The organism is Microcoleus sp. Pol11C2 (assembly GCF_036701505.1).
Taxonomy (GTDB): domain Bacteria; phylum Cyanobacteriota; class Cyanobacteriia; order Cyanobacteriales; family Microcoleaceae; genus Microcoleus.
The window spans coordinates 1-22,698 of the sequence record NZ_JAUBQX010000036.1 but is presented as its reverse complement, the minus strand read 5'-3'; the positions used below and the strand labels follow the sequence as shown (position 1 = coordinate 22,698).

Sequence of the window (22,698 nt, the reverse complement as noted above, 5' to 3'; positions counted from 1 at the left end):
ATATTATATATTAGCTTAATTTGAAAGAAAGCAACGGTTGCTTTTCTCAAACTTGAGTTAAAGATTGTGCAGAATATGAGTGAGCTTCAGCCTGTTAACAATCTTAGCGATCAAAAATTCTAAAAACGGAGAAATTTTGTATGTCTTTTATCAGCTTTAACTTCCCTGCCAAGCGTTTAGTCCGCACTTTAATAGCTGTTTGTTTTTGTGCCTTGATGTTTGTTTCTAATGCTTTCCCCGCTTTTGCAGTTACTAGCAGCCCCACCAAAGGTGAAGACCAACTTTTAGGAATTGAAAAAGAATCTCAAGAAGTTGTCCTGAAAAAACCGATGTCCTTGGAAGAAACTCAAGAAAAAGCCAGCAAAGGACCCAACGAAGTTCAGGGAGACGCTGACATTGAAAAAATGAAAAATCCTTCCAATACACAAGCTACATCCTTTGAGCAACAAGTCAAAAAAGCTGTCAACAAAATTAAAGACTAACTCAGCGCGCAGTAGTCAGCGGACAGTTGTCAGTATAAAAGATTAGGGACACGGCGCGGTGCCGTGTCCCTAGAATTTTTTTTGTAGAGACACCGCACCGCGCCACATTTTTGGAAAGGCAGTATCCAATCTAAATTTAGCTTAAGTTTTCAGAATTGCTTTTAGATGGAATAAAAAAGTGGAAAGGACTTGGCATCTTTCGGCTTTACGAACACTCTTTGCTGGGGCTGCAAGTTCAAGCTATCGAATCTTTCTCTAGTCAAATTAGCGTTTACTACTTGACCGTCATCTAAGGTTAATTCTACCTGAATTTCCCATCCCAAATGAATCAAGCGACTGATTCTTGCAGGCACTGTTGCGCTATTTTCTGTAGTTTCAATTACTACGTCGTGAGGGCGCAAGAAAATCTCTGGGTTGGCTGAGTCAAAGCCGTTGTCTTGAAACATTCTTGAACTGCTGGGCAATACATTGACTGGACCGATAAAACTCATTACGAAAGCACTAGCGGGATGGTCGTAAATTTCTGCGGGTGTGCCGACTTGTTCGATTTTACCTTTATTCATTACTGTAATTTGATCGGCAACTTCCATCGCTTCTTCTTGATCATGCGTCACAAAGACTGTGGTAACGTGTACTTCGTCGTGCAGTCGCCGCAACCAAGCACGCAAGTCTTTGCGAACTTTGGCATCGAGAGCTCCAAAAGGTTCGTCTAGCAGTAACACTTTCGGTTCCACAGCCAGGGCTCTGGCGAGGGCGACCCGCTGCCGCTGGCCTCCTGAAAGTTGCGACGGGTATCTATCGCCCAATCCTGCCAATTGCACTAAATTCAACAATTCTTCTACCCGGGATTTGACTTTCGCGGGTGGTGTTTTCTGAATTTGCATCCCGAAAGCGATGTTTTTTCGCACTGTCATGTGCTTGAATAGCGCGTAGTGCTGAAACACGAACCCAATTTTGCGGTCTTGGACGCTAGTATTGGTCGCATCTTGGCCTGTCAGCCAGATTTTGCCGGAGTCGGGCATTTCTAAACCCGCAATCAGTCGCAGCAGTGTAGACTTGCCGGAACCAGACGGGCCAAGCAATGCGACTAGGGAACCAGATTCAATTTCTAAGCTGACTCGATCGAGTGCTTGGAAACTGCCAAACTGTTTTGATACGTTTTCTACAACTATGCCCATAGGAAGTTCGGCAACGAAGCCGTGTACAAGATTTAACAGATTTAACGGATGGATGTTGAGCTTCGAGGTTCGAGCTTCGAGGGAAAAATGTTAATCTCCGGTTTGGGGATGGGTTAAAGTAAGTTTTTTATAGCACGATCGCACATCAGTTTGTTAATTTTAGGGTTTTGGCGATCGATCAAACAGCCGAAAATTAATAAAAATGCACCTCCACAACAAAACAACACAATTCTTTGCCACCAAAGTTGGCGTTTGGTACTACAATGCAGCAAAAGTTCAAGCGTTTTTGACTTCAAAGGCTGAGGGGATAAAGGAAAATGGGAGATGTTGGACGTGTGCCTGTAGGAATTATCGGCGCTTCAGGGTACGGCGGCGTGCAACTTGTGCGACTGCTGGCGGATCACCCAGCGGCTGAAGTAGTCTATTTGGGCGGGGATAGCAGTGCGGGAAAACCTTTTTCCAGCCTTTATCCGCATTTGACTAACTGCATTGACTTGACAGTGGAGGCGATCGACCTAGACAAAATAGCGGCAAAATGTGAAGTTGTGTTTCTGTCCCTGCCGAACGGTTTAGCTTGCAAAATGGCACCGACGCTGATAGAAAAAGGCTGCAAAGTCTTGGATTTGTCGGCTGACTACAGATTTGAAAATCTGGAAACTTACAAAGCTTGGTACGGCGGAGATCGATCAGACGCTGAACTGGCTGCAACGGCTGTTTACGGTTTGCCAGAATTGTATCGCGATCGAATTAAAGATGCTCAGTTAGTAGGCTGTGCCGGCTGCTACGTCACTGCTAGTTTGTTAGCTTTGGCACCTTTGCTCAAACAAGGCCTCATTGTGCCAGAAACAGCAATTATCGACGCCAAATCCGGTGCTTCGGGAGGGGGCCGCAAAGCCGAAGTTAATCTCTTGTTGGCTGAAGCAGAGGGTTCTCTGGGCGCTTACGGCGTTGGCCGCCACCGCCACACGCCAGAAATCGAGCAAATTTGCAGCGATTTAGCGGGACACGATATTAAAGTTCAGTTTACTCCCCACCTCATTCCGATGGTGCGGGGAATTCTGGCGACTGTGTACGCAACTTTGCGCGATCCGGGTTTGGTGCGGGAAGATTTAATCACGATTTTCAGCGCTTTTTACCGCAATTGTCCTTGGGTAAAAGTGTTACCGGCGGGAGTTTACCCGCAAACAAAATGGGCTTGCGGGACAAACCTTTGTTATATCGGCATCGAAGTCGATCCGCGTACTGACAGAGTGATTGTGCTGTCGGCGATCGACAATTTAATTAAGGGACAAGCCGGTCAAGGCATCCAGTGCATGAACTTGATGATGGGTTGGGAAGAAACTTTAGGTTTGCCACAATTGGCTTTCTATCCTTAATTGGTAATTGGGCATTGGGCATTGGGCATTGGTGATGAAAATTAAAAACTAACCGATTACCGATTACCAATTACCCATTCCCAATTACCGATTACCAATTACCCATTCCCAATTACCGATTACCAAGTGTTATTTTGGCCCGTAACCGATCGACCCAGCATAAATTGCCCGATCGCCCAATTGGTCCTCAATCCGTAACAAACGGTTGTATTTAGCCACCCGTTCGCTGCGACACAAAGAACCAGTCTTAATTTGACCGGCGCGAGTCGCTACCGCTAAATCTGCAATTGTGGTATCTTCAGTTTCACCGGAACGGTGGCTGATGACCGCTCGATAGCTGTTCCGTTTGCCCAGGTCAATCGTATCCAAAGTTTCTGTCAAAGAACCAATTTGATTCAGCTTAATCAAAATCGAATTGCTAGCTTTCAAATCAATTCCTTTTTGCAACCGCGTGCGATTAGTAACAAACAAATCGTCACCAACCAATTGAACTTTGCTGCCCATTTTCTGGGTCAGCGCTACCCAACTGTCCCAATCGTCTTCATGCAAACCATCTTCAATGGAAACAATGGGATATTGACTCACCAAACCATCCAAATAATCGATTAATTCTGCCGGCGAATGAGCCACACCGTCGTAAGTGTACTGCCCATCTTTGTAAAATTCGCTAGCAGCAACATCCAAAGCCAAAGCAACTTGTTCACCCGGTTTATAGCCAGCTTTTTCAATAGCTGCAATCAATAAATCCAAAGCTGCTTGATTGGATTTAAGATTAGGGGCGAAACCGCCTTCATCACCCACACCAGTCAGCAAACCCTCAGCTTTTAAGACTTTACTCAAGGATTCAAATACCTCTGCACCCCAGCGTAAAGCTTCTTTAAAAGAAGGCGCGCCCACAGGGACAATCATAAATTCTTGAATGTCCACATTATTGTTAGCGTGAGATCCCCCGTTGATCACGTTCATCAGTGGTACTGGCAAAACGTTCGCCAAGGGCCCGCCCAAGTAGCGGTAAAGGGGGAGTCCTAAAGTCTCGGCGGCCGCCTTTGCTGTGGCTAAGGAGACTCCGAGAATGGCATTTGCGCCGAGGTGGGATTTGTTGGGGGAACCGTCCAAGTCAATCATGGTTTTGTCTACCAGCGCTTGGTCGATCGCATCTAGATTAGCCAAAGCGGGGGCAATTTTGTGTTCCACGTTATCGACGGCTTTTAGGACTCCTTTGCCGCCGTAACGTTTGTTGTCGCCATCGCGGAGTTCGTGGGCTTCAAAAGAGCCTGTAGAGGCGCCGCTGGGGACTTGGGCGAGCCCCACAACACCGTTGGCTAGGTAAACTTCAGCTTCAATGGTGGGGCGGCCGCGGGAGTCGAGGATTTCTCTGGCTTGAATAGATTCGATCGCAGTGTCTAGCATATTAATTATTCCGAACTTAACTCAAGGTTTCATGACAATTAGCAGTCTCTGGGTTTTCCCACGCTGACTGCTGACGGGTAATAGAGTACGCGATCCCCAGAATTATTGGTATACAGTTCAAAATATTTGCGGATTTGGACGCGCAGATTGGTGTCAATAACCTAGGCTTGTTGAATAAAGACCTCCGGCAACTTTGACAATAATTGGATTGTTTTAACCCCTGGTTCCCGCATATTTCTTAATTGCAACCTTTGTTAAAATCAGAATATCAACAAAGTCAATCAAAAAAGGACAAAATTAGGATGTTAGAAACAACTTTCGGAGAAATTAGAGCATTAGCTGAAAATTCAGACCCAATTATTACTGATCCCCCAAACATCAAATTACTCACAGGGCAATTGCCAAATCCAGGCAGCGATCCCAACTTTGTTGACTTAACTTCCAATGACGACGCATTTCAATTAGCAAATGGAATTCTGCGGAATACTCCCGGAGGTTTGCGGGCATTAGCTGGCAACGATTTTGTCAGAGGTTCCGGTGGTGCGGAACTGATGAACGGTAACAGCGGCACAGATACTTTAATCGGAGGTTGCGGCAGCGATACTATTCGCGGTGGCCAAGATTTTGACATTGTTTATGGAGAATGTGGCAGCGATTTTGTCAGCGGAGATCAAGGTGATGACTACGTTTATGGAGGCACAGCCAATGACTTTATTCGCGGCGGTAAAGGAAATGATGCTTTAATAGGAGAGAGTGGAAATGATACTCTAATCGGTGATGCTGGAATTGATAGACTTTGGGGAAGTGAAGGCGTAGATTTGTTTGTCCTCCGCACAGAAGTGGGAGCAACTTCGGGGGAAATTGGTTCGCTTCAACCGCCTCCTAGTGGAAATTTTGATGTAGAGGAAGTGCCTGCAGATTTTATTCTCGATTACAATCCGGCTGAAGGTGATGTAATTGGATTGGCAGGAGGATTGAAGGGAAATGATATTGCTTTGAGCGAAAGGTTTTTAACAATTGGTGATGCCAGAGCCTACGACAGTAGCGGGCCTTATCCTCCGGGAACCCCTCAAACTCTGGAGTTTAGACTGTTGAATACTAAGGCGACGGTGATTAGAGAAGCTAGCACCGGCAATATATTGGGTTTGGTGAAGGATGTTTCGCCGGATCAACTTCAGTTTATATCTGTATCGGAGGGGGCGATCGCTCTAGGATAATTACCAACTGGTGGGCAAGGCTAATTTGCATAGCACGGACGGGCGAAACGGCCATTCCACAAGGGGAAAGGCAAAATTCATACTCTTCCTAGGCTATGCCTGGGAACGCATTTCACTGTTGCTGTGCCTCCCGATTTCTGAGATTATGGGCTATGTAAATTGTCCCCTGTCCACCAAATTTTAAGATTGCCAGAAATCCGCCACATCATATCCCATTTCGGTGAGCATTTGCCGCAGCAGAGGTAAGCTCAAACCGATCACATTTGTGTGACATCCTTCGATTTGTTCCACAAAAAAGCCGCCTTTACCTTCCAGTGCAAAACAGCCTGCACAGGCGAGGGGCTCTCCGGTAGCGACGTAAGCCGCTATTTGGCGCGAGGTAACTTCCGCAAAATGAACTTTTGTAACTTGGCAGCGAATGACCGATCGCGACCGGGCCCGATCAAAGTCATCGAATCTAGTATCAATTAAAGCATGACCCGTATAGAGTTCGCCCACCTTACCGCGCATTTTCTGCCAGCGCGAGATTGCTTCTTCCGCATCCTTGGGTTTGCCGTGAATTTCGCCATCTATGAGCAAAATTGAATCACATCCCAACACCAAACACGATTTGGGATTGGAGATTTGCGGGTGAGAATTAGCCAGTAAAAACTTAGCTACAGCCTCAGCTTTTCCCTCTGCTAAAACCTGCACTAAATTAGTGGCATCTTTCATTTGTATTTGCCCTTCATCAAAGTCGCTGGGGCAAATTACAGCTTGAATGCCGGCATTTTCTAGCAGACGGCGGCGCGCTGGAGAAGCTGAAGCTAATACAAAAGTTGGAATTTTCATAAGTTAAGAAGTTCAGTTGACAGTTGACAGTTGACAGTTGACAGTTGTCAGTTGTCAGTCAACTGTGGTGAGGTTTCCAGCGAACAGTCAACAGTCAACAGTCAACAATGCCCCATGCCCCATGCCCAATTCCCAATTCCCTAATAAACAGAGAAAGATTTAACAACTTTCTCAAAAGCTTCTTTTACCTTGGGCCAGCGTTCTTCGGTAGTGGAAACGTTAAGGGTAAAAAGTTTGCCGCGGCTGACGGCTACACTCGCTAAGTTGTGGCGTTCTTGGTTTGGCAACTTAACGGCGTATTCTAAAATGTAATAGTTTTTTGATCGCGATTCACGAGCTTCTGCATTGACTAATTCAGCTTCGCGGCTAGAATCACTCGGGGCGATCGCACTTTTGCTGAGCTTGTATCCCACATCCGTCGGCGTTCCCAAATCCGCCAGAGTTTTGTCCTTGGCGACTGGACTGATTACCACGCTGACGTTCTCGGTTTGCTGAATCAAATCGCGGAACACCACATCGGGCCCGTTAGAAACCGCGATCGGCAGCCAGCCGTTAGGATAGAGAAATTGATAGCCGTCGCCAGTATCAACGTAGCTTTTGAGTCCGGTGACTTTAGACACACAACCGGTTAATGTGAGGCTTAGAACCACCAGAAGTATTGCCGCAATTCGTTTGAGCATTCTTTTTACGGGTTGGGTAAAACAAAAATATTTAATTTTAATTGTCTCACCAAACCTTGCCCCTAAAAATAGTTAAGCTATGGATCGCTGTTTGTGTAACGCCAGCGATCCATAGCCATATAGTTTAATTGTTAACAAAATCATTACAGGTGAGTCAGCCAGCTAATCAGCCCGTGCTTGGTCGAAACTTCTAAAGCCAAGAGAGAAACAAAGCCAATCATGGCAAGGCGGCCGTTTAAGCGTTCTGCGTAGGGGGTAAAGCCCGTGCGGGGTTCGTCATCGATGTATACTGTCGGCTCGATCGCAAAATTGTTCATTTTGCCTTGGTCGTCCAGCATTAAGCCTCGGTTAGTCATCTTTTTTTTCCTAAATGGTTTTTAGTGTACTGTAAATAAATGTAACAGACTTGTGAAGATATGTAAAGGATTGTGAGAAATTTTTTTAAAAGACCTCGCTCTGACACCAGTTTTAAAAAAAATGCAACTGTAGGCAAGCTCTAAACCCTTATATAGTCAGTCTTTCCCAAGTCTAAAATCTAAAATCTAAAATCTAACAATGGTATGACTGTGGGTAGACTCTGGGCCCCGGAGGGGGGAGGATAGAGTGGAGAGGCACAAAAGTCGATGGTGTATGGCAAATCCAGTCTGGGTTTGACGAAAATTGTGGAACGGAGGAAAAATTTATGCGGGCCAGTCTGGAAATGCGGTGGTTTTATAGCGGTGCACTGCCAAAATCGCTCAATCAATGGTTTGGAAGCGAGAGTCTCGGCGCGTATCTTTCGCCTCCTGAAGAGCGGGAAGACATATATTTGCTAGTACCTAACTGCGATTACTTGGGAGTGAAGCTGCGTGGGAAAACCTTGGAGGTAAAGTGGCGTCAGGCAGAGTTAGGGACGATGCAGTTCGCCAATCGCTGGGAAGGCAAAGCCGAAAAGTGGCTGAAGTGGGTTTGTGCGGACACCATGGCGCCGATACCAGCGGATATTGTGGCGACAGGAAAGTGGGTGGGAGTCAAGAAAAAGCGAGCGCAACGTCTTTATCAAGTTTCGGCCCCTGGTGTCCTGATATCTGTGCCTGTCGAAGCCCCAATTCCCCAAGGTTGCAGCGTGGAACTTACTCAGTTGAACATTAACGGCAGCGCGTGGTGGACTTTGGGATTTGAAGCGTTTGGCAGCGAAAGTTGTTTAACAGAAAGCCTGCAAACAGTTGCTAGTTGGACTAGCAAGAGTTATCAGGCCCAAAAGTTGAAAGCTGAGGATTCTTCTGCTTATCCGATTTGGCTGGGCAGCAAGTAATATCAAATCCGGCAATAATACCTCCTGTATTCTTTAGTCCTCCTCTGCTGGGACGAGAAGCAAGTGTAGACGCGGTTTCAACCGCCGAGTCTGGCAGTCCTGGACGCAACTGGCATATATGGTAAGGTGCTCTACTACCGGTAATCTTCAATAATCCTTCAATAACGAAGTCTGACGCACCTGAGATGTGGCACCATTTTCAATTAGGTTTTTTACTGGCGGGCAGGATGCCCACCCCACCAGAAAACTCACTCTTTGTGGAACACGCATCTTGCCTGTTCTTGAGAATGGTGCAAGATGCACCCTAAAAATTGATCGTCCTGTGACAGTTAGCCTTAGTTTGATCTAATCGAGGGGGTTTCTAACTATTCCCCCTCTCTCCCATTCACCCCCTCTCCTCTTCTTCCCACTCGGCCAGCACTTCTGAGAATTTGACAAGCCAAAATCGCCGCCCCAAATCCATTATCAATATTCACCACACCCACACCAGCCGCACAAGAATTGAGCATAGTTAAAAGAGGAGCAATCCCGCCAAAACTCGCGCCATAACCCACACTCGTCGGCACAGCAATCACCGGACAATCTGCTAAACCCGCAACCACACTCGCCAAAGCACCTTCCATGCCCGCCACCGCAATCAACACATCAGCATCGGCAATGACGTGCCGGTTACTCAGCAAGCGGTGAATGCCGGCAACTCCGACATCCCACAAACGTCGCACCTGAAAACCGCAAAGTTCCGCAGTAATTGCCGCCTCTTCCGCTACAGGCAAATCCGCCGTTCCCGCACTGATAATAGTCACAGTACCCGGATGCTGTGGAGTTGGGGAATTAGGAGAAATTGCACAAATTCGGGCCTTTTGGTAGTAGCACAAATCGGGTATTTTTTGTTGCAATTGCTCGAAAACTTCCGGTTCGATTCGCGTGGCCATCACCGCAGAATTTCGCCCGCGCATCGCCTCGATAATCTCAATAATTTGGTCGGGCGTTTTCCCTGGGCCCCAAATTACTTCAGGAAAACCCGTTCTTAAAGTGCGGTGGTGGTCAATTTTGGCAAAATCGCCGACTTGTTCAAAGTCAAAATGCTTTAATTTATCCAAAGCTGCGATCGGGCTCACATCGCCGGCAGCCACAGATTCGAGTAACTTCTGTAAAATTTCAGGTTCCATTAATTAATGACTGACTAATGATTGCTGACTGCTGACTGCTGACTATTCGGCAATTTTCAGATCGTACAAATTCCAGAAAGCACCACCGAGGGCACTGTAGCGAATTCCCGAAACGCGATCGCGCACCGCCTCAAAAGTCAGCGGATTCACCATATAAATGAAAGGCAGTTGTTCCGCTATGATCCGCTGCGTTTCAGCATAAAGCTCCTTGCGCTTCGCCTCATCAAGCTCCTGGGAAGCTTTCACATAAAGGTCATCGATTTTCTGCTCCCAGTCGTACACTTCCCAACCTTTAATCGGGGGTTCTCCGGATTGCGGGCCCTGGTTGAAACTGTGCAAAGTGCCATTGACTGACCAAATATTGTAGCCGCTGTGCGGTTCAGTACCTCCCGTAAAACCACCGAGGTAAGTATCCCAATTCCGCGTCAATCGCAGTTTTTCCACATAAGTGTTAAAACTGAGAAACTGCGTATCAATTTGCATCCCCAGTTTGCCTAAATCTTGCTTAATTTGCGTTCCCATTTGTTCCCGAACTTTTTTACCGGCCGCCATCAACAAAGTAAATCGTACCTTGTTGCCTTCAGCATCCAACAATTCGTCGTTACTATTATACTTGAAACCAGCACTTAACAGTAACTCTTTGGCTTTTTGTCGATCGTAACTGTAAGTTTTCAATCCCTGTTCTGGGGACAGGTAGAACGGGCTTTGCGCCGGAATTGGGGAATGCAGCGGCGCGCCAAGTCCGCGATAGATATTGTTAGTCATCGCCTCGCGATTGATGCCGTAGGCGATCGCCTGCCGAAATTCCTTAGTCGCGAACCACCGAGACTTAATTGGGTCTACAAACGGCTGATTTTGAGCATTGCGCCCCTTATTCAGATTGAAACACACAAAGACGCTGCCAGTATCCGGGCCGCCGTTGAAGACCGTATATTTGCCGCGTTTTTCCTCCCGTTTCAGCAGCGGAAACACTTCCGGCTCCACGTTCAGAGTATCCAAATCGCCCGACCGAAAATTCAGCAGTTGATTATCAGTATTTTCGATAATTTGCCAAACAATTTGCTGGATGTAAGGCTGGACATTTCCCTCAGCATCTTTCCTCCAATAATACGGATTTCGTTCCAACACAACGCGCTGATTGGGAGTGTAGCTCAGCATTCGATATTGACCATTCCCCACAATTTTTTTAGGGTCAGTATCCGTGCCCCAAGTAGTCAAGAATTGAGGCTTGCCGTCTCCATCTGTATTATCGATAGATTCCTGTAAAATATGAGCTGGTAAAATTGGGATGCCCCCAGCATATCTAATAAAAGGAGCAAATGGTTCTGCAACGGAAAATTCTACGCGGCGACTGTCTAGTTTTTTGACTTTTGGAAATTTGCCGCTGATGCCAACCCTCAGAATATCTTTCAAACCGCTAGGAATTTTGTCATTGAAATAAATCTTTTCATAGCTAAAGATAATGTCATCAGTAGTCATCGGTTCGCCGTCCGACCATTTCAACCCCTCTCGCAGGGTGAAGACAATCTTTTTGCCATCTTTAGAAACTTCCCACGACTCAGCTAAACCGGGTTCTAACTCAGAGGTCAAGCCGTTTTCGTTGATCAGTCCCTCGTACATATAGCCAAAAACGCTGTATGCAGATTGATTTAGGGGGTAGTTAAAGGTAGCTGGGCCGCTGGGGGTGGGAACGATGAGTCTGTTTGCTAAGTTCGATCGGGCTGGAGTGCACGCAGACAGAGTTATAGTGGCAATCGCCACCAGTAAAATCGCCAGCCAGCGCAGTCTTGAATATAGGATCATAGAAATTTTCATAATTTTTTAGTTTACCACCTGCGTGCAACTATGACTGAGATTGTAGCCAACCTAGAAAGTTTTTAGTGACAGCGAAATACTTTGTAATCCCGGCTTCTCGCAAAACATCTTGAACTTCCGGTACACTAAATTCTTTTGTATTATTGCTCAAAAATACCTTGACTTCATGAGCGTGTAAGTGTGCGTGATTCAAGATGCAGTGAAGAATCAAATTGTCTGTCGGGTCTTCTTCAATAAAAACTGTATTCAAGCTTTCTCGCAGTGTATCTGCTTTTAGTTCCATCATCTCCACATTGTCAGCCAATAATTCAAGAGCCTCAAAAAGACGTACTTTAATATTATTGAGCAATCCTTCATTTTCATTCAAAGACTCTTCTACATGGAATAAAAGAGACTTAGCATAAGGCGAAGTAAGATCGCGCTTTAGCTGGCTAATTTGTTTTTTCTGTTCATCTGCAAAACGGTTGCGGCGCTTGATATCGTCTTCTAAAGCCGAGAGAGCTTCCATGCAGCAAATAGCAGGTATGGCAATGCGGACTGATGTTGGTACACTCAGTAACAAGTTATTGGCATCTGGATCGCGACCTGTAGCAATACTCATCAAAAAGTTAGTTTCTATATATAAAATCGCCACCAAATTTTACCCTTAACTTTGTTGTTCCACCTGCTAGCAACGGCAGCAAACCGATTGCTGCTATCTGTTCCGCTGCTGGCGGAATCTCAGACTTCCAATTATAAGCTAAGTCACGCAACCATGCTTCAATCAGCCTAGTTAGGTATGGCTCAAATATCCGCTGATCGCCTAATTTTGAGTCATAATAGTGAAGGATTTCAGCCGTTTTTAACGATAAAACAGCTTCAGACAAAACAGTTCCGTCCCATTTAAAAACGATTATATTTTCGAGAGTGACAATCATAGCATAAGGAATTACCACCTTTTTTTCGGAGAGCTTTGAGAGGAAATGTTTTATTTGTTCGAGCGCGCGATCGGTAATCCTCTGTTTGGCGGCCTTTTCTTTAGCTTGATTAATTTTGACCTCGATTAGCACGACTATGCGATCGTCCTTATCCAACGCGATAATATCCGCCTCTATGGGTAATTCTACTTCCAAGGTTTCAGTTTGCATGGTTTCAGCCTTCCTAGCGTATAAGTTTAAGTAAATTCAACTTCTACTATCAAACCAGTTTTTCATTTTTTGGAGACTAAAACTACAGCATAGGCTGCAATTCCTTCTTCTCTCCCCACGGGTCCTAACTTTTCGTTGGTGGTAGCTTTGATGCCGATTTGGTCGGGTTTTAATTGTAGGACAGCAGAAAGCCGATCGCGCATTTGCTCAATATGCGGTTTCAGCTTTGGACGTTCGGCTACGACCACCGAATCTATATTACCGATTTCCCAGCCTTTATCTAATATTAACTGATTGACTTGTGCGAGCAATACTAAACTATCAGCACCTTTCCATTTCGGGTCAGTTGGCGGGAAATAAAGACCGATATCTCCTAAGCTGAGAGCTCCGAGCATAGCGTCCATGATAGCGTGGGTAAGTACGTCTGCGTCGCTGTGTCCTAATAAGCCTAATTCGTGGGGAATGTGGACGCCGCCAAGGATGAGGGGGCGTTCAGGAACTAAGCAGTGAATGTCGTAGCCGTTGCCGATGCGGATGTTCATGTAAAATTGAGGTTTGGGAAGTATAGCAAAAAACAATTATTTCATATTTGCGGGGAGATAGCTGAAAAAGAATGGTCTTGATTTACGGACTTTGCGGTAATTGTAGCAAAGACATACAGATGTCGGTTGGTCAGTCTGTCTTCGACAAAAAAGTTGTCTGGCATCTATCTTCTAGCTGTCCTTATTGCTCTCAGGCAATCGCGTTAGATAATACTCATGCTATACCTAACGAAATGAAAAAAGAAATTTTAGCAAAAGAAGGGAATTGGAACTTGATTGTATTGGAAGAAGAACAACCTGCAACAGTTGTAACAAAAATCCTGCGTCAGGCTATGGAATTGTCATTAGCTGAAGCGATGAACTTAAAAAAGAAGATGCCTGGTTCTGTTTTTGTCGGAACTAAAGCTGAGATCGAGCGACTAAGACATCTTTTAGCTGCTGAAGGCTTGAAAGCTTCAATAACCAAAACTGTAACTTAGTGCTGCCTGGGGAGTTCTATTAGCTTTAAATTGCTAATCATCCCTGAAGCTCCAACTAATAACGGCTACATCCTCAAATCTTATTCTCCCCTCTGCTGCAACCACCGATCGTACAAATCCAGCCGGCGCGATCGAGTTCTTTCAATTTGCTGTTGCTTGCGCCAGCGAGCAATTTCTGCGTGATTACCAGACAGCAACACGTCGGGCACCTTCAATCCCCGAAAATCCGCCGGTCGAGTGTACTGCGGATAATCCAAAAGTCCGTCCTCAAAACTCTCAAACTTTAGGGAATCTTCTTTGCCCACAGTTCCCCGCAGCAATCGCAAAACCCCATTAATCAAAGCCAAAGCCGGAATTTCGCCCCCCGTGAGCACAAAATCCCCCAAAGACACCTCGCGAGTTACCAAATGCAGGACTCGATCGTCCACACCTTCATAATGGCCACAAATCAACACCAACTGATCGCGATCGGCCGCCAACTCCCGAAACATCGCCTGCTGCATCGGTTCCCCCTGGGGAGTCAGCAAAATCACCTCTCGCCGCGGCAAAATCGGCAGCGACTCCACCGCAGCAAAAATCGGTTCCGGTTTCATCAGCATCCCTACTCCGCCCCCGTAAGGCTCGTCATCGACTCGCTGGTGTTTGTCTGTGGTAAAATCGCGGGGATTGACAAAATTCACCTCAGCAATCTTTTTAGCTAAGGCTTTGCCCATCAGTCCCGACTCTAGGGGAGCCCGGAAAAATTCTGGAAATAGGGTAACAACGTCAAATCGCACGATTATTGGAATTTCATTGATACATCACCTCTAGTTTGACCTTTAGAGGGAGTTCAGTTTTCAGTAATTGCTTTATTCTTTATAATTTCTTATAATTTCTGAAAATTTTGGCAAGTTAAATTCTCTTCCTGTGTCGGCGGGCAGGTTTTGTACAAAAATAATCTGTTTTTCATGACAGCGACTGCAAGTAAACTCGCCCCCAAACAACTGCGGGATAGTGCGATCGGCGATCGCACCTCACTGGCACAAACAAAAATTTATTCTTAAAAAGCCCTATTGTACCCACAGCAACGGCAAAATTGAATTTCACATCCAACAGAGGAAGACACACCATGCAGCAGTTGACATCTCAAGCCCTTGAACACAATATTCCCCAGCGCACAAAAACCTCGATTATGGTCATCGGGGGAGCCGAAGACAAAGTTCACGGGCGAGAGATTCTGAACACTTTTTTTTGCCGTGCTGGGGGTGCAAACGCTCGGCTGGCGATCGTTCCCTGCGCTTCGAGAGATCCCGAAGGAATTAGCAACCGCTACCGCACAATATTTGACGAAATGGGCGTTAACGCAGTCAAAGTAGTGGACATCCGCGAACGCGAACAAGGGGAAAACCCCGTTTGGAAAGATTACTTAGAAGACTGTACGGGCGTATTCATTACAGGCGGCGACCAACTGCGGCTCTGTGGACTGCTGGCGGACACCCCGCTGATGGAGAAAATTCGCAAAGAAACTCTCGAAGGCAAGATTACCCTCGCTGGCACCAGCGCGGGTGCTGCGGTGATGGGATATCACATGATTGCAGGCGGTGGGAGTGGCGCGTCACCAAACCGATCTTTAGTAGACATGGCAAACGGACTTAACATTATTCCTGAGATCATCGTAGACCAGCATTTTCACAACCGCAACCGCATGGCTCGCTTGCTGTCGGCTGTGGCTTGCCATCCCGATCGCCTCGCTATTGGTATTGACGAAGACACCTGCGCCTTGTTTGAGGGAGACGATACTATGAAAATTCTCGGTAAAGGCACTGTGACTATTGTTGATTCTAGGGAAAATTTTTATACCAATGAGTCTATGGTAGGAGCGACAGAACCCTTAAGTCTGTTCAATATGCGCTTGCACGTTCTGTGTCACGGAGATTGCTACAATATGCCCCTAGGCAAACCAATGCCATCGGGAGCCTGTTCCGAGTCTGGCTGGCCTCCCGAATGCCGCACAGCCAACTAACACAGAACATCTCTTGTCATTGATTCGGCAGAAATTAGGCGGCATTCCGGCCGAATCATGGATACAACAATAGAATAGATTCCGAAGCAGCCACGGGCTGACCCCAGGAGGCAGAATCACAGAAAATTCTAACTTCGGGCTTTGAGTTTTTGCTAGCCATGTACCTGTACTTGTTTTTAGCCGATCGCAAGGGCATGAATTTTCTATTGGGTAGCCCATAACTGGAAATTCACTCCCAAACTGTTCGCTGCGAACAGTCGATCGAGCAATCTAGATCGAAATTGAATAAATGCTCCAATTATCTATAAGATTTCGCGCCCCATACCCTTCTAACTGCCATGAAAATACTTAAAATCCAGACGTTACGCGGCCCCAACTACTGGAGCATCCGACGCCAAAAACTCGTCCTGATGCGTCTGGATTTAGAGGAGTGGGCAGATAAAACCACAGCGGAAATTCCTGGATTCTACGAAGGGTTGATCGCCGCACTTCCGAGTTTGAACGACCATCACTGTTCTCCAGGCCATCAGGGAGGATTCCTGCAACGGGTCAGAGAAGGCACAATGATGGGACACGTAATCGAACACGTCGCCCTAGAACTTCAGGAAATGGCAGGAATGCCGGTCGGGTTCGGTCGCACCCGCGAGACTGCGACCCCAGGCATTTACCAAGTAGTAATCGAGTATCAACACGAACAAGCCGGTCGCTATGCAGCCCGGGCAGGCGTGCGGATGTGCCAAAGCATTGCCGAGACAGGCACTTATCCAGCAGCAGAATTAGTCCAAGATTTGAGAGACCTGAGAGAGTTTGCTGCTTCGGCGGCCCTGGGGCCGAGCACGGAAACACTGATCAAGGAAGCAGAAGCGCGCGGCATTCCTTGGATACCTTTGAGCGCCCGGTTTATGATTCAACTCGGCTACGGGGTTCACCAAAAGCGGATTCAGGCCACTCTGAGCAACCGCACGGGAGTTTTGGGAGTAGAACTTGCCTGTGACAAGGAAGGTACCAAAAATATCCTCGCCAGCGCCGGTGTGCCGGTTCCCAGAGGAACGGTGATTCATTATTTGGATGAACTGCGCGGGGCGATCGAAGATGTCGGCGGTTATCCGATCGTCCTCAAACCCCTAGACGGCAACCACGGCCGCGGCATTACGATCGACATCAATTCCTGGGAAGCAGCAGAAGAAGCCTACGACTTAGCCAGCGCGGCATCAAAAACAAAAAGTGTGATAGTCGAGCGCTATTACGTGGGCCGTGACCACAGAGTATTGGTAGTCAACGGGCAAGTCATAGCAGTTGCAGAACGAGTCCCCGCTAACGTCGTAGGTAACGGCAGGTCTACAGTAGAACAGCTTATTGAAGAAGTAAACCGCGATCCGCAGCGAGGAGATGGACACGACAACGTGCTCACCCGGATCACGATCGACAAATTGTCCCTGGATTTGCTGCAAAAACAAGGATACGCGATGGACTCCGTAGTGCCCGCAGGCGAAAGAGTATTTTTGCGTGCGACAGCAAACTTGAGTACCGGTGGAATTGCAGTCGATCGCACCGACGAAATCCACCCGGAAAACGTCTGGCTGTTTTCCAGAGTCGCCAAAATTATCGGTTTGGACATTGCCGGCATTGACGTAGTAACTCCCGACATCTCCCAACCCCTGCGCGATGTCAACGGCGTCATTGTCGAAGTCAACGCAGCACCGGGTTTCCGAATGCACGTCGCCCCGAGTCAGGGTTTACCCCGCAACGTCGCCGGCGCCGTCTTCGATATGCTTTTCCCCTCGCCTCAACCAAGCCGGGTGCCGATTTTAGCGGTAACGGGAACCAACGGCAAAACTACAACCACTCGCCTGCTTGCCCACATTGTCAAGCAGACCGGTCAGATTACCGGCTACACGACTACCGACGGCACTTACATCGGCGATTATTTGGTAGAAAGCGGAGACAATACCGGGCCGCAGAGTGCTCAATTGATTTTGTCTGACCCAACGGTGGAAGTAGCGGTGCTGGAAACGGCTAGAGGCGGAATTTTGCGATCGGGCCTCGGCTTCGATCAGTGCGATGTCGGGGTCGTCTTGAACGTCGCGGCAGATCACTTGGGAATTGGCGACATCGACACCGTGGAACAACTTGCCAAACTCAAGAGCGTTCTCGTCGAGTCGGTAATGCCCAAAGGCTATGCAGTTTTGAATGCCGATGACCCCTTGGTAGCACAAATGGCGCAGCGCGTCAAGGCTCAAATTGCATATTTTTCGATGAACCCGGACAACGAACTGGTTGCCAAACATACCGCTGCGGGCGGGCTGGCAGCGATTTACGAAAATGGGTATTTGTCGATTTTGAAAGGCGATTGGACGCTGAGAATTGAGCAGGCTGTGAACGTGCCGCTGACGATGGGCGGGCGGGCGCCGTTTATGATTGCTAATGCTTTAGCAGCTTGTTTGGCGGCTTTTGCCCAAGGATTCAAAATAGAAGATATTCGATCGGCTTTGTCAAGCTTCCAAGCATCGGTGGGTCAAACTCCCGGACGGATGAATTTGTTTAAATTGGGCAACTATCACGCTTTGCTCGACTACGCCCACAACCCGCACAGCTACAAAGCTTTGGGCAGTTTCGTGCTGAATTGGCCGGGACAGCGGATCGGGGTAGTCGGCGCCCCTGGAGACCGGCGAGATGAAGATTTTGTCACGCTGGGCAAACTTTCGGCCGAGATGTTCGATCGCATTATTGTCAAGGAAGATATTGACAGGCGCGGGCGAGAACCCGGTGTTGTGGCCAACTTAATTTGCCAGGGAATTGCAGAGGCGATTTCTGCAGGAACCGCCAACAAATCTCAAGTTGAATACGAGTTGATTCTCGACGAAACAACGGCTGTTAACAAGGCTTTAGATGAGGCGCCGGCCGGCAGTTTGGTAGTGATTTTACCTGAAAGTGTCAACAAAGCTTTGACTTTAATTGAAGCCCGGAAACCGATTAAGGAATCTGTGGAAGTGCAAAATGGTTTAGATCGATCGAAGTCACAGGAAAGTTTAAAACCGACTGTGGTGAATCAAGGCTAAATTCTGAATTTTAATTGAATTGGTAGGTTGGGTTTACTTGTGTTAAACCCAACCTATTTTTTTTACAGGACAGGACTTACGCACCACTACGATTTTCTGTCATTTCGCAACGGGAGAGCAATCTCAAACCTGACTTTTTCCTGTTCAGTGCGTAACTCTTATGCTTTTTAAAATGTTAGCTTGCTCCTTCGCGAGTATGCAGAGATTTCAATAGTTGCTCTGCAATCTCAATCAGTTCGCATACAGAGTTTTGCGTAATTTGTGTAGTTTTGAAGCCATGAGCACTTGTGTTACGCAATGGAAGTGCATTCATTAGTAACTGATACTCTGATTGGGAAATTACCCCCTCAGTTGCCAGTTGTTTTACTAAAAAAAGTGGATCTAATCTTGTCAAACTTAGATATTATTTTTCCGAGAAATTTTCAAAGTCGCCTCAACTAAAGACCAGGAATATAGCATAGCTGACTCTAGATGTTGTTGTGCTACAAGTTGCTTTGCTACTTGCAAGCGCGCTTCTATTTCAGGCTCTTGAAGAGAACCCTCAGCTTTGGGAAAATAGACTGCATCCTCCGGGTTAGTCATCACTAACTCCAACATCCAACCAGGATTTTCTGCTACTGTTTGGGCTAAGGTGACATACAATTTTATCGCAATTGCGGGATAATATTCTTGATGTTGAATCTCGGTTTTATTACCTTTTTATCTTTTAACTACCGCCCACTGAGTCACCGGTGCAAGCGGTTTCCAACCCTGAAAAGAACCGATCGCCCCTACTCGCTGAATCCCAATTCTAATTAGTTCCCCGCCATAACGATCTTGCCATTGCAAAACTTTAAACTCGCTCTCAACAGTCACCGCATTAACAACTAATCGGCCGCCTTCACCTAAAGCATTCCAGCAAGTTTCCAGCACAGCTTCTGCGGTGACACCGCCGCCGATGAAAATAGCATTCGGTTGAGGCAAATTTGTCAGGGCTTCCGGCGCTTCTCCCGCCACGATTTCGAGTTCGGGAACGCCGAAAGTCGAGGCATTTTCAGCGATGTATTGCAATCGATTCGGATGGCATTCGATCGCGATCGCCCTGCACCGAGGATGACTCCGCATCCATTCGATCGCGATCGAGCCGCAGCCCGCCCCCACATCCCAAAGCAACTCTCCGGGAATCGGTGCTAACGTTGACAGAGTAACGGCTCTAACCTCCCGCTTGGTAAGTTGTCCGTCGTGGCGATAAGCAGCATCCGGCAAACCCGAGGTACGAGGGAGGATCAGAGTTTGTCGATCGGCTGCAACTGCGATCGCGATCGTATTCAAATCCGCCAAATCCGATTCATTCCAGGCTGCTGCTACCCCTTCGATCCGCCGTTCCGATTCCGACCCCATCCGCTCGAACACGGTCATCAAACTGCTGCCAAACCCCCGCTGTGTTAACATTAGCGCCACAAGACCAGGGGTGTGCCTGTCAGCGCTCAACACCAGCAGGCGCGCGCCGGGGGACAAAGCAAGGGCGATCGATGCGATCGGGCGATTTGTCAAACTGAAAGTCTCAACTTGGGCCAGCGGCCAACCCAAACGGGCGCAAGCAAGACTAAAAGCCGATACCGCCGGAATCACAGTCATTTCCGAAATGGGAATCTGGCGCGACAGCGTGACGCCGATACCGTGACACATCGGATCGCCACTTGCGAGCACGCACAGAGACTGTCCCCGGCGGCGGAGGATCTCGTCAACTGTTGTCTGCAAAGGCGACGCCCAAACCAATTTTTCGCGGGTGTCGTCGGTTGGTAGCATTGCTAGGTGACGGGCGCCACCAACAATGATTTGAGATCGAGAGAGGAGGGTAGAGGCGATCGCACTTAATCCCGAAAGTCCGTCTTCGCCAATCCCCACCACCGAAAGCCATTTGTGCATTGCGCCCTTACTGCTAATTACTACTTATCGATTCTAAAGAATAATATCGGATTTCCATTTATAATTCTTTCTTCTACTTGTTTCATTCCCAGTCTTTCTGCGACTTTTTGCGACTCGATGTTTGGGCGATCGCAGCTTGCGACAACATACTCAAAGCCAAGTTCATGAAAACCATACTCCAATATTTTGGTTGCAGCTTCACTAGCGTAGCCTTTTTTAGTGGCTGTTGGCAGCAATGCGTAAACTAACTGTGGCTGTTCTTCTTCAAAAAAATACCACAAACCCACAAATCCAATGACTTCTTGCTCGGTGTTTGTCTCGATCGACCAAAGACCGAATTTCTTTTCTGAAAAAAGCTTTTGATTCTCGGCAAGCATTTCTTCTACTTGTTGCAGCGACCAGATTTCGCCGTCACACAGATATCTCCTGACATAGGAATCAGTGAAAATTCGGTGGAGCGTGTTGAGGTCGCTCTCCAAAATCTGTTTCAAAACCAATCTCTGAGTTTTAAGTATCATGTCCGTTATTTTTTTAGGATAACTTACCTATATTATTTGATGTTTTTTTGCATCTATTATATTACCCTTGGCTGACCGTAATGTTATACTTAGCGATTCAACTTTACAATACCTATTGCATAAAATTTTGATATGTCAATCGCTGATTTAAGGCAGCTTTAACACAAATTAACGGATTTTTTTTAATAAAAGTGAGTAAATGAATGCTATTTTATCTGCTATAAAATCACAAATTTATTCCGAGATACTTTAGCGCAGTATTCCCAGTGTGAAAAAATAATAGTATTTTATTTATCTCTGTGCCACTTTTCTCGGTGGCCTACAAAGCTAGAGCGCTGGGCGCACTGGTTCATAAAGTTATAGATAGAAAAAAAATCAATATTAAATATGAATAACAAACAGAAGGAATTTATCGGGTTCGGCTGCGTAACTGCGATCATCCTGTTATTCGGATTCATAGGTATTACGGTATGGGAGTTGAGAGAATTTCTAGGTATATATAATCCCCCTTGCCTTAACTACAATTCTTGGGAAGTAGAGCCTTTAATTGTGGGTCAAACGACTAAGCTAAAAATCGGGAGTACCGACGCCGCTTCAGGGTGTATTCCAGGAGATTCTACGCAGTCCGAGAAACAGTGGGTGTGGTCGTCCGATTATGAAGAAGTGGTCAAAGTTTCCCCAGATGGAACTGTGACGGGTATTGCGCCGGGAAAGTTTGCCGTGTTTGCCAAGAAAGGTGGAGAAACACTCTCTATGTCCGGTATTGTTTACCCGCCTGATTGGACACTTCGGATTCTACCAGAAGTTGCAACCGTGCGCGTGGGCGATCGTATTACCTTTAAAATAATTCTCTCCGATTCAAAGGGGAGATTGCTTCCGCCAGTGACTTATTTTCGATTTTCGACTCCCTACTATCAGCAACCGATACCTGGTGCATCCAGCAAATCTCCGAATGCGGAGCCGTTGCTCGCTCAAACGCAATCAGCGGGCACATTTCAAGCGCTGCGACCTGGAACTGTTACTATTACTGGGGGAATGGGCGATCGCACTAGCGAAGCCAAATTAACTATTAAATAAAAAACCAAAATCCTTCCATTCCTAGGAATCTCCGGCAGCGAATCATTTGAACTGTTGCTGCTTATCCGCTGCTGATATATGCCTTAGCTTATGTGCAAGTATGCTTAGATCCTGCGAGCGTCCCGCACAGAAAAGTTTATATATCTCGCTTCGTACTCTCACAGCCAACACTCCTCTAAAACCCAAATTGGGATGCTCCCCATGCTACCGGACTAGATATCACAATAAAGTCTCTAAAAATATTTTTTCCCAAACAAAAAGCGCCCCTATTACTAGGAGCGCTTTTTGTCATCAATCAACAGCTAAAACTTAGCCATTGATAGAAGGAGCAACCAAAGCTACGGGAGTGGTTTCACCAGCAGCCAAATCAAGCGGGAAGTTGTGAGCGTTGCGCTCGTGCATTACTTCCATACCCAAGTTAGCGCGGTTGATGACATCAGCCCAAGTATTGATGACACGACCTTGAGAGTCGATAATCGATTGGTTGAAGTTGAAACCGTTCAAGTTGAAAGCCATCGTGGAGATACCCAAAGC

General features: G+C 46.9%; 22 protein-coding genes and 1 pseudogene. 8 read left to right on the top strand and 15 right to left on the bottom strand.

Annotated features, from left to right (window positions below; translation table 11 throughout):
• The first annotated feature begins 140 nt into the window (after window positions 1-140).
• A complete protein-coding gene (locus tag QUA42_RS19250; RefSeq protein ID WP_333139187.1) occupies window positions 141-482 on the top strand; it encodes a low temperature-induced protein in 342 nt (113 codons plus the stop codon).
• Between the two features lie 161 nt (window positions 483-643).
• On the opposite strand, the gene QUA42_RS19245 is transcribed toward QUA42_RS19250, so the two are convergent.
• Window positions 644-1,660, bottom strand: a complete 1,017-nt coding sequence (locus tag QUA42_RS19245) for a sulfate/molybdate ABC transporter ATP-binding protein (protein WP_333060051.1) — start codon at window positions 1,658-1,660, stop codon at window positions 644-646.
• Window positions 1,661-1,977: 317 nt separating this feature from the next.
• Between QUA42_RS19245 and argC the strand changes: the two genes are divergently transcribed.
• Window positions 1,978-3,036 (top strand): N-acetyl-gamma-glutamyl-phosphate reductase, encoded by a 1,059-nt coding sequence (gene argC, locus QUA42_RS19240; RefSeq protein ID WP_333041095.1) that lies wholly within the window; start codon window positions 1,978-1,980, stop codon window positions 3,034-3,036.
• 129 nt (window positions 3,037-3,165) lie between these two features.
• Here the strand turns inward: argC and eno are convergent, their stop codons facing one another.
• Window positions 3,166-4,446 carry a phosphopyruvate hydratase gene (gene eno, locus QUA42_RS19235; RefSeq protein WP_445301341.1) on the bottom strand — a complete coding sequence of 427 codons (1,281 nt, stop codon included), beginning with the start codon at window positions 4,444-4,446 and terminating at the stop codon, window positions 3,166-3,168.
• A 302-nt stretch (window positions 4,447-4,748) separates the two neighbouring features.
• On the opposite strand from eno, the gene QUA42_RS19230 reads away from it, so the two are divergent.
• Entirely contained in the window at window positions 4,749-5,663 is a 915-nt protein-coding gene (locus QUA42_RS19230) for a calcium-binding protein (RefSeq protein WP_333139186.1), read from the top strand.
• Window positions 5,664-5,843: 180 nt separating this feature from the next.
• Here the strand turns inward: QUA42_RS19230 and QUA42_RS19225 are convergent, their stop codons facing one another.
• From QUA42_RS19225 to QUA42_RS19215, 3 genes are all read right to left on the bottom strand, one after another.
• Window positions 5,844-6,494 carry a nucleoside triphosphate pyrophosphatase gene (locus QUA42_RS19225; protein ID WP_333139184.1) on the bottom strand — a complete coding sequence of 217 codons (651 nt, stop codon included), beginning with the start codon at window positions 6,492-6,494 and terminating at the stop codon, window positions 5,844-5,846.
• A 140-nt stretch (window positions 6,495-6,634) separates the two neighbouring features.
• Complete coding sequence (gene psbP, locus QUA42_RS19220) at window positions 6,635-7,174, bottom strand: photosystem II reaction center PsbP (RefSeq protein WP_333139182.1); 540 nt, start codon at window positions 7,172-7,174, stop codon at window positions 6,635-6,637.
• 143 nt (window positions 7,175-7,317) lie between these two features.
• Entirely contained in the window at window positions 7,318-7,530 is a 213-nt protein-coding gene (locus QUA42_RS19215) for a chlorophyll a/b-binding protein (protein ID WP_193973911.1), read from the bottom strand.
• A gap of 326 nt (window positions 7,531-7,856) precedes the next feature.
• Here QUA42_RS19215 and QUA42_RS19210 point away from each other — a divergent pair, with 326 nt between their 5' ends.
• A complete protein-coding gene (locus tag QUA42_RS19210) occupies window positions 7,857-8,468 on the top strand; it encodes a hypothetical protein (RefSeq protein ID WP_333041085.1) in 612 nt (203 codons plus the stop codon).
• Window positions 8,469-8,833: 365 nt separating this feature from the next.
• Here QUA42_RS19210 and larB read toward each other — a convergent pair whose 3' ends face one another.
• The 5 genes from larB to ispF form a co-directional block, all read right to left on the bottom strand.
• Window positions 8,834-9,637, bottom strand: coding sequence for a nickel pincer cofactor biosynthesis protein LarB (gene larB / locus QUA42_RS19205; protein WP_333139180.1), 804 nt, complete (start codon window positions 9,635-9,637; stop codon window positions 8,834-8,836).
• 42 nt (window positions 9,638-9,679) lie between these two features.
• Window positions 9,680-11,440: an ABC transporter substrate-binding protein gene (locus QUA42_RS19200; protein WP_445301343.1), complete on the bottom strand. Its 1,761-nt coding sequence runs from the start codon at window positions 11,438-11,440 to the stop codon at window positions 9,680-9,682.
• Between the two features lie 40 nt (window positions 11,441-11,480).
• Window positions 11,481-12,086, bottom strand: coding sequence for a PIN domain-containing protein (locus QUA42_RS19195; protein WP_333139176.1), 606 nt, complete (start codon window positions 12,084-12,086; stop codon window positions 11,481-11,483).
• Window positions 12,061-12,579 (bottom strand): hypothetical protein, encoded by a 519-nt coding sequence (locus QUA42_RS19190; protein WP_333139174.1) that lies wholly within the window; start codon window positions 12,577-12,579, stop codon window positions 12,061-12,063. Before QUA42_RS19190 ends, QUA42_RS19195 begins: the two co-directional genes overlap by 26 nt.
• 62 nt (window positions 12,580-12,641) lie before the next feature.
• The gene (gene ispF / locus QUA42_RS19185) at window positions 12,642-13,121 is read right to left on the bottom strand and encodes a 2-C-methyl-D-erythritol 2,4-cyclodiphosphate synthase (RefSeq protein WP_190735479.1); all 480 of its coding nucleotides are present in this window, start codon (window positions 13,119-13,121) and stop codon (window positions 12,642-12,644) included.
• A gap of 71 nt (window positions 13,122-13,192) precedes the next feature.
• On the opposite strand from ispF, the gene QUA42_RS19180 reads away from it, so the two are divergent.
• Window positions 13,193-13,600: a hypothetical protein gene (locus QUA42_RS19180; RefSeq protein ID WP_333139171.1), complete on the top strand. Its 408-nt coding sequence runs from the start codon at window positions 13,193-13,195 to the stop codon at window positions 13,598-13,600.
• An 80-nt stretch (window positions 13,601-13,680) separates the two neighbouring features.
• On the opposite strand, the gene trmD is transcribed toward QUA42_RS19180, so the two are convergent.
• Complete coding sequence (trmD, locus tag QUA42_RS19175) at window positions 13,681-14,376, bottom strand: tRNA (guanosine(37)-N1)-methyltransferase TrmD (protein WP_333139170.1); 696 nt, start codon at window positions 14,374-14,376, stop codon at window positions 13,681-13,683.
• 332 nt (window positions 14,377-14,708) lie between these two features.
• Between trmD and QUA42_RS19170 the strand changes: the two genes are divergently transcribed.
• Window positions 14,709-15,602: a cyanophycinase gene (locus tag QUA42_RS19170; protein WP_333079448.1), complete on the top strand. Its 894-nt coding sequence runs from the start codon at window positions 14,709-14,711 to the stop codon at window positions 15,600-15,602.
• Window positions 15,603-15,940: 338 nt separating this feature from the next.
• Complete coding sequence (gene cphA / locus QUA42_RS19165; protein ID WP_333139168.1) at window positions 15,941-18,661, top strand: cyanophycin synthetase; 2,721 nt, start codon at window positions 15,941-15,943, stop codon at window positions 18,659-18,661.
• 396 nt (window positions 18,662-19,057) lie between these two features.
• Here the strand turns inward: cphA and QUA42_RS19160 are convergent, their stop codons facing one another.
• From QUA42_RS19160 to QUA42_RS19150, 3 genes are read right to left on the bottom strand one after another with little or no spacing between them, the layout of a single operon-like run.
• Window positions 19,058-19,303 carry a hypothetical protein gene (locus QUA42_RS19160; RefSeq protein WP_333139166.1) on the bottom strand — a complete coding sequence of 82 codons (246 nt, stop codon included), beginning with the start codon at window positions 19,301-19,303 and terminating at the stop codon, window positions 19,058-19,060.
• A 57-nt stretch (window positions 19,304-19,360) separates the two neighbouring features.
• A complete protein-coding gene (gene cbiE, locus QUA42_RS19155; RefSeq protein WP_333139164.1) occupies window positions 19,361-20,569 on the bottom strand; it encodes a precorrin-6y C5,15-methyltransferase (decarboxylating) subunit CbiE in 1,209 nt (402 codons plus the stop codon).
• Between the two features lie 20 nt (window positions 20,570-20,589).
• Entirely contained in the window at window positions 20,590-21,087 is a 498-nt protein-coding gene (locus QUA42_RS19150; protein WP_333139162.1) for a GNAT family N-acetyltransferase, read from the bottom strand.
• Between the two features lie 387 nt (window positions 21,088-21,474).
• On the opposite strand from QUA42_RS19150, the gene QUA42_RS19145 reads away from it, so the two are divergent.
• Window positions 21,475-22,164, top strand: coding sequence for an Ig-like domain-containing protein (locus QUA42_RS19145; protein WP_333139160.1), 690 nt, complete (start codon window positions 21,475-21,477; stop codon window positions 22,162-22,164).
• Window positions 22,165-22,473: 309 nt separating this feature from the next.
• Here QUA42_RS19145 and QUA42_RS19140 read toward each other — a convergent pair.
• A pseudogene (locus QUA42_RS19140) lies at window positions 22,474-22,698 on the bottom strand (photosystem II q(b) protein); the annotation flags it as partial.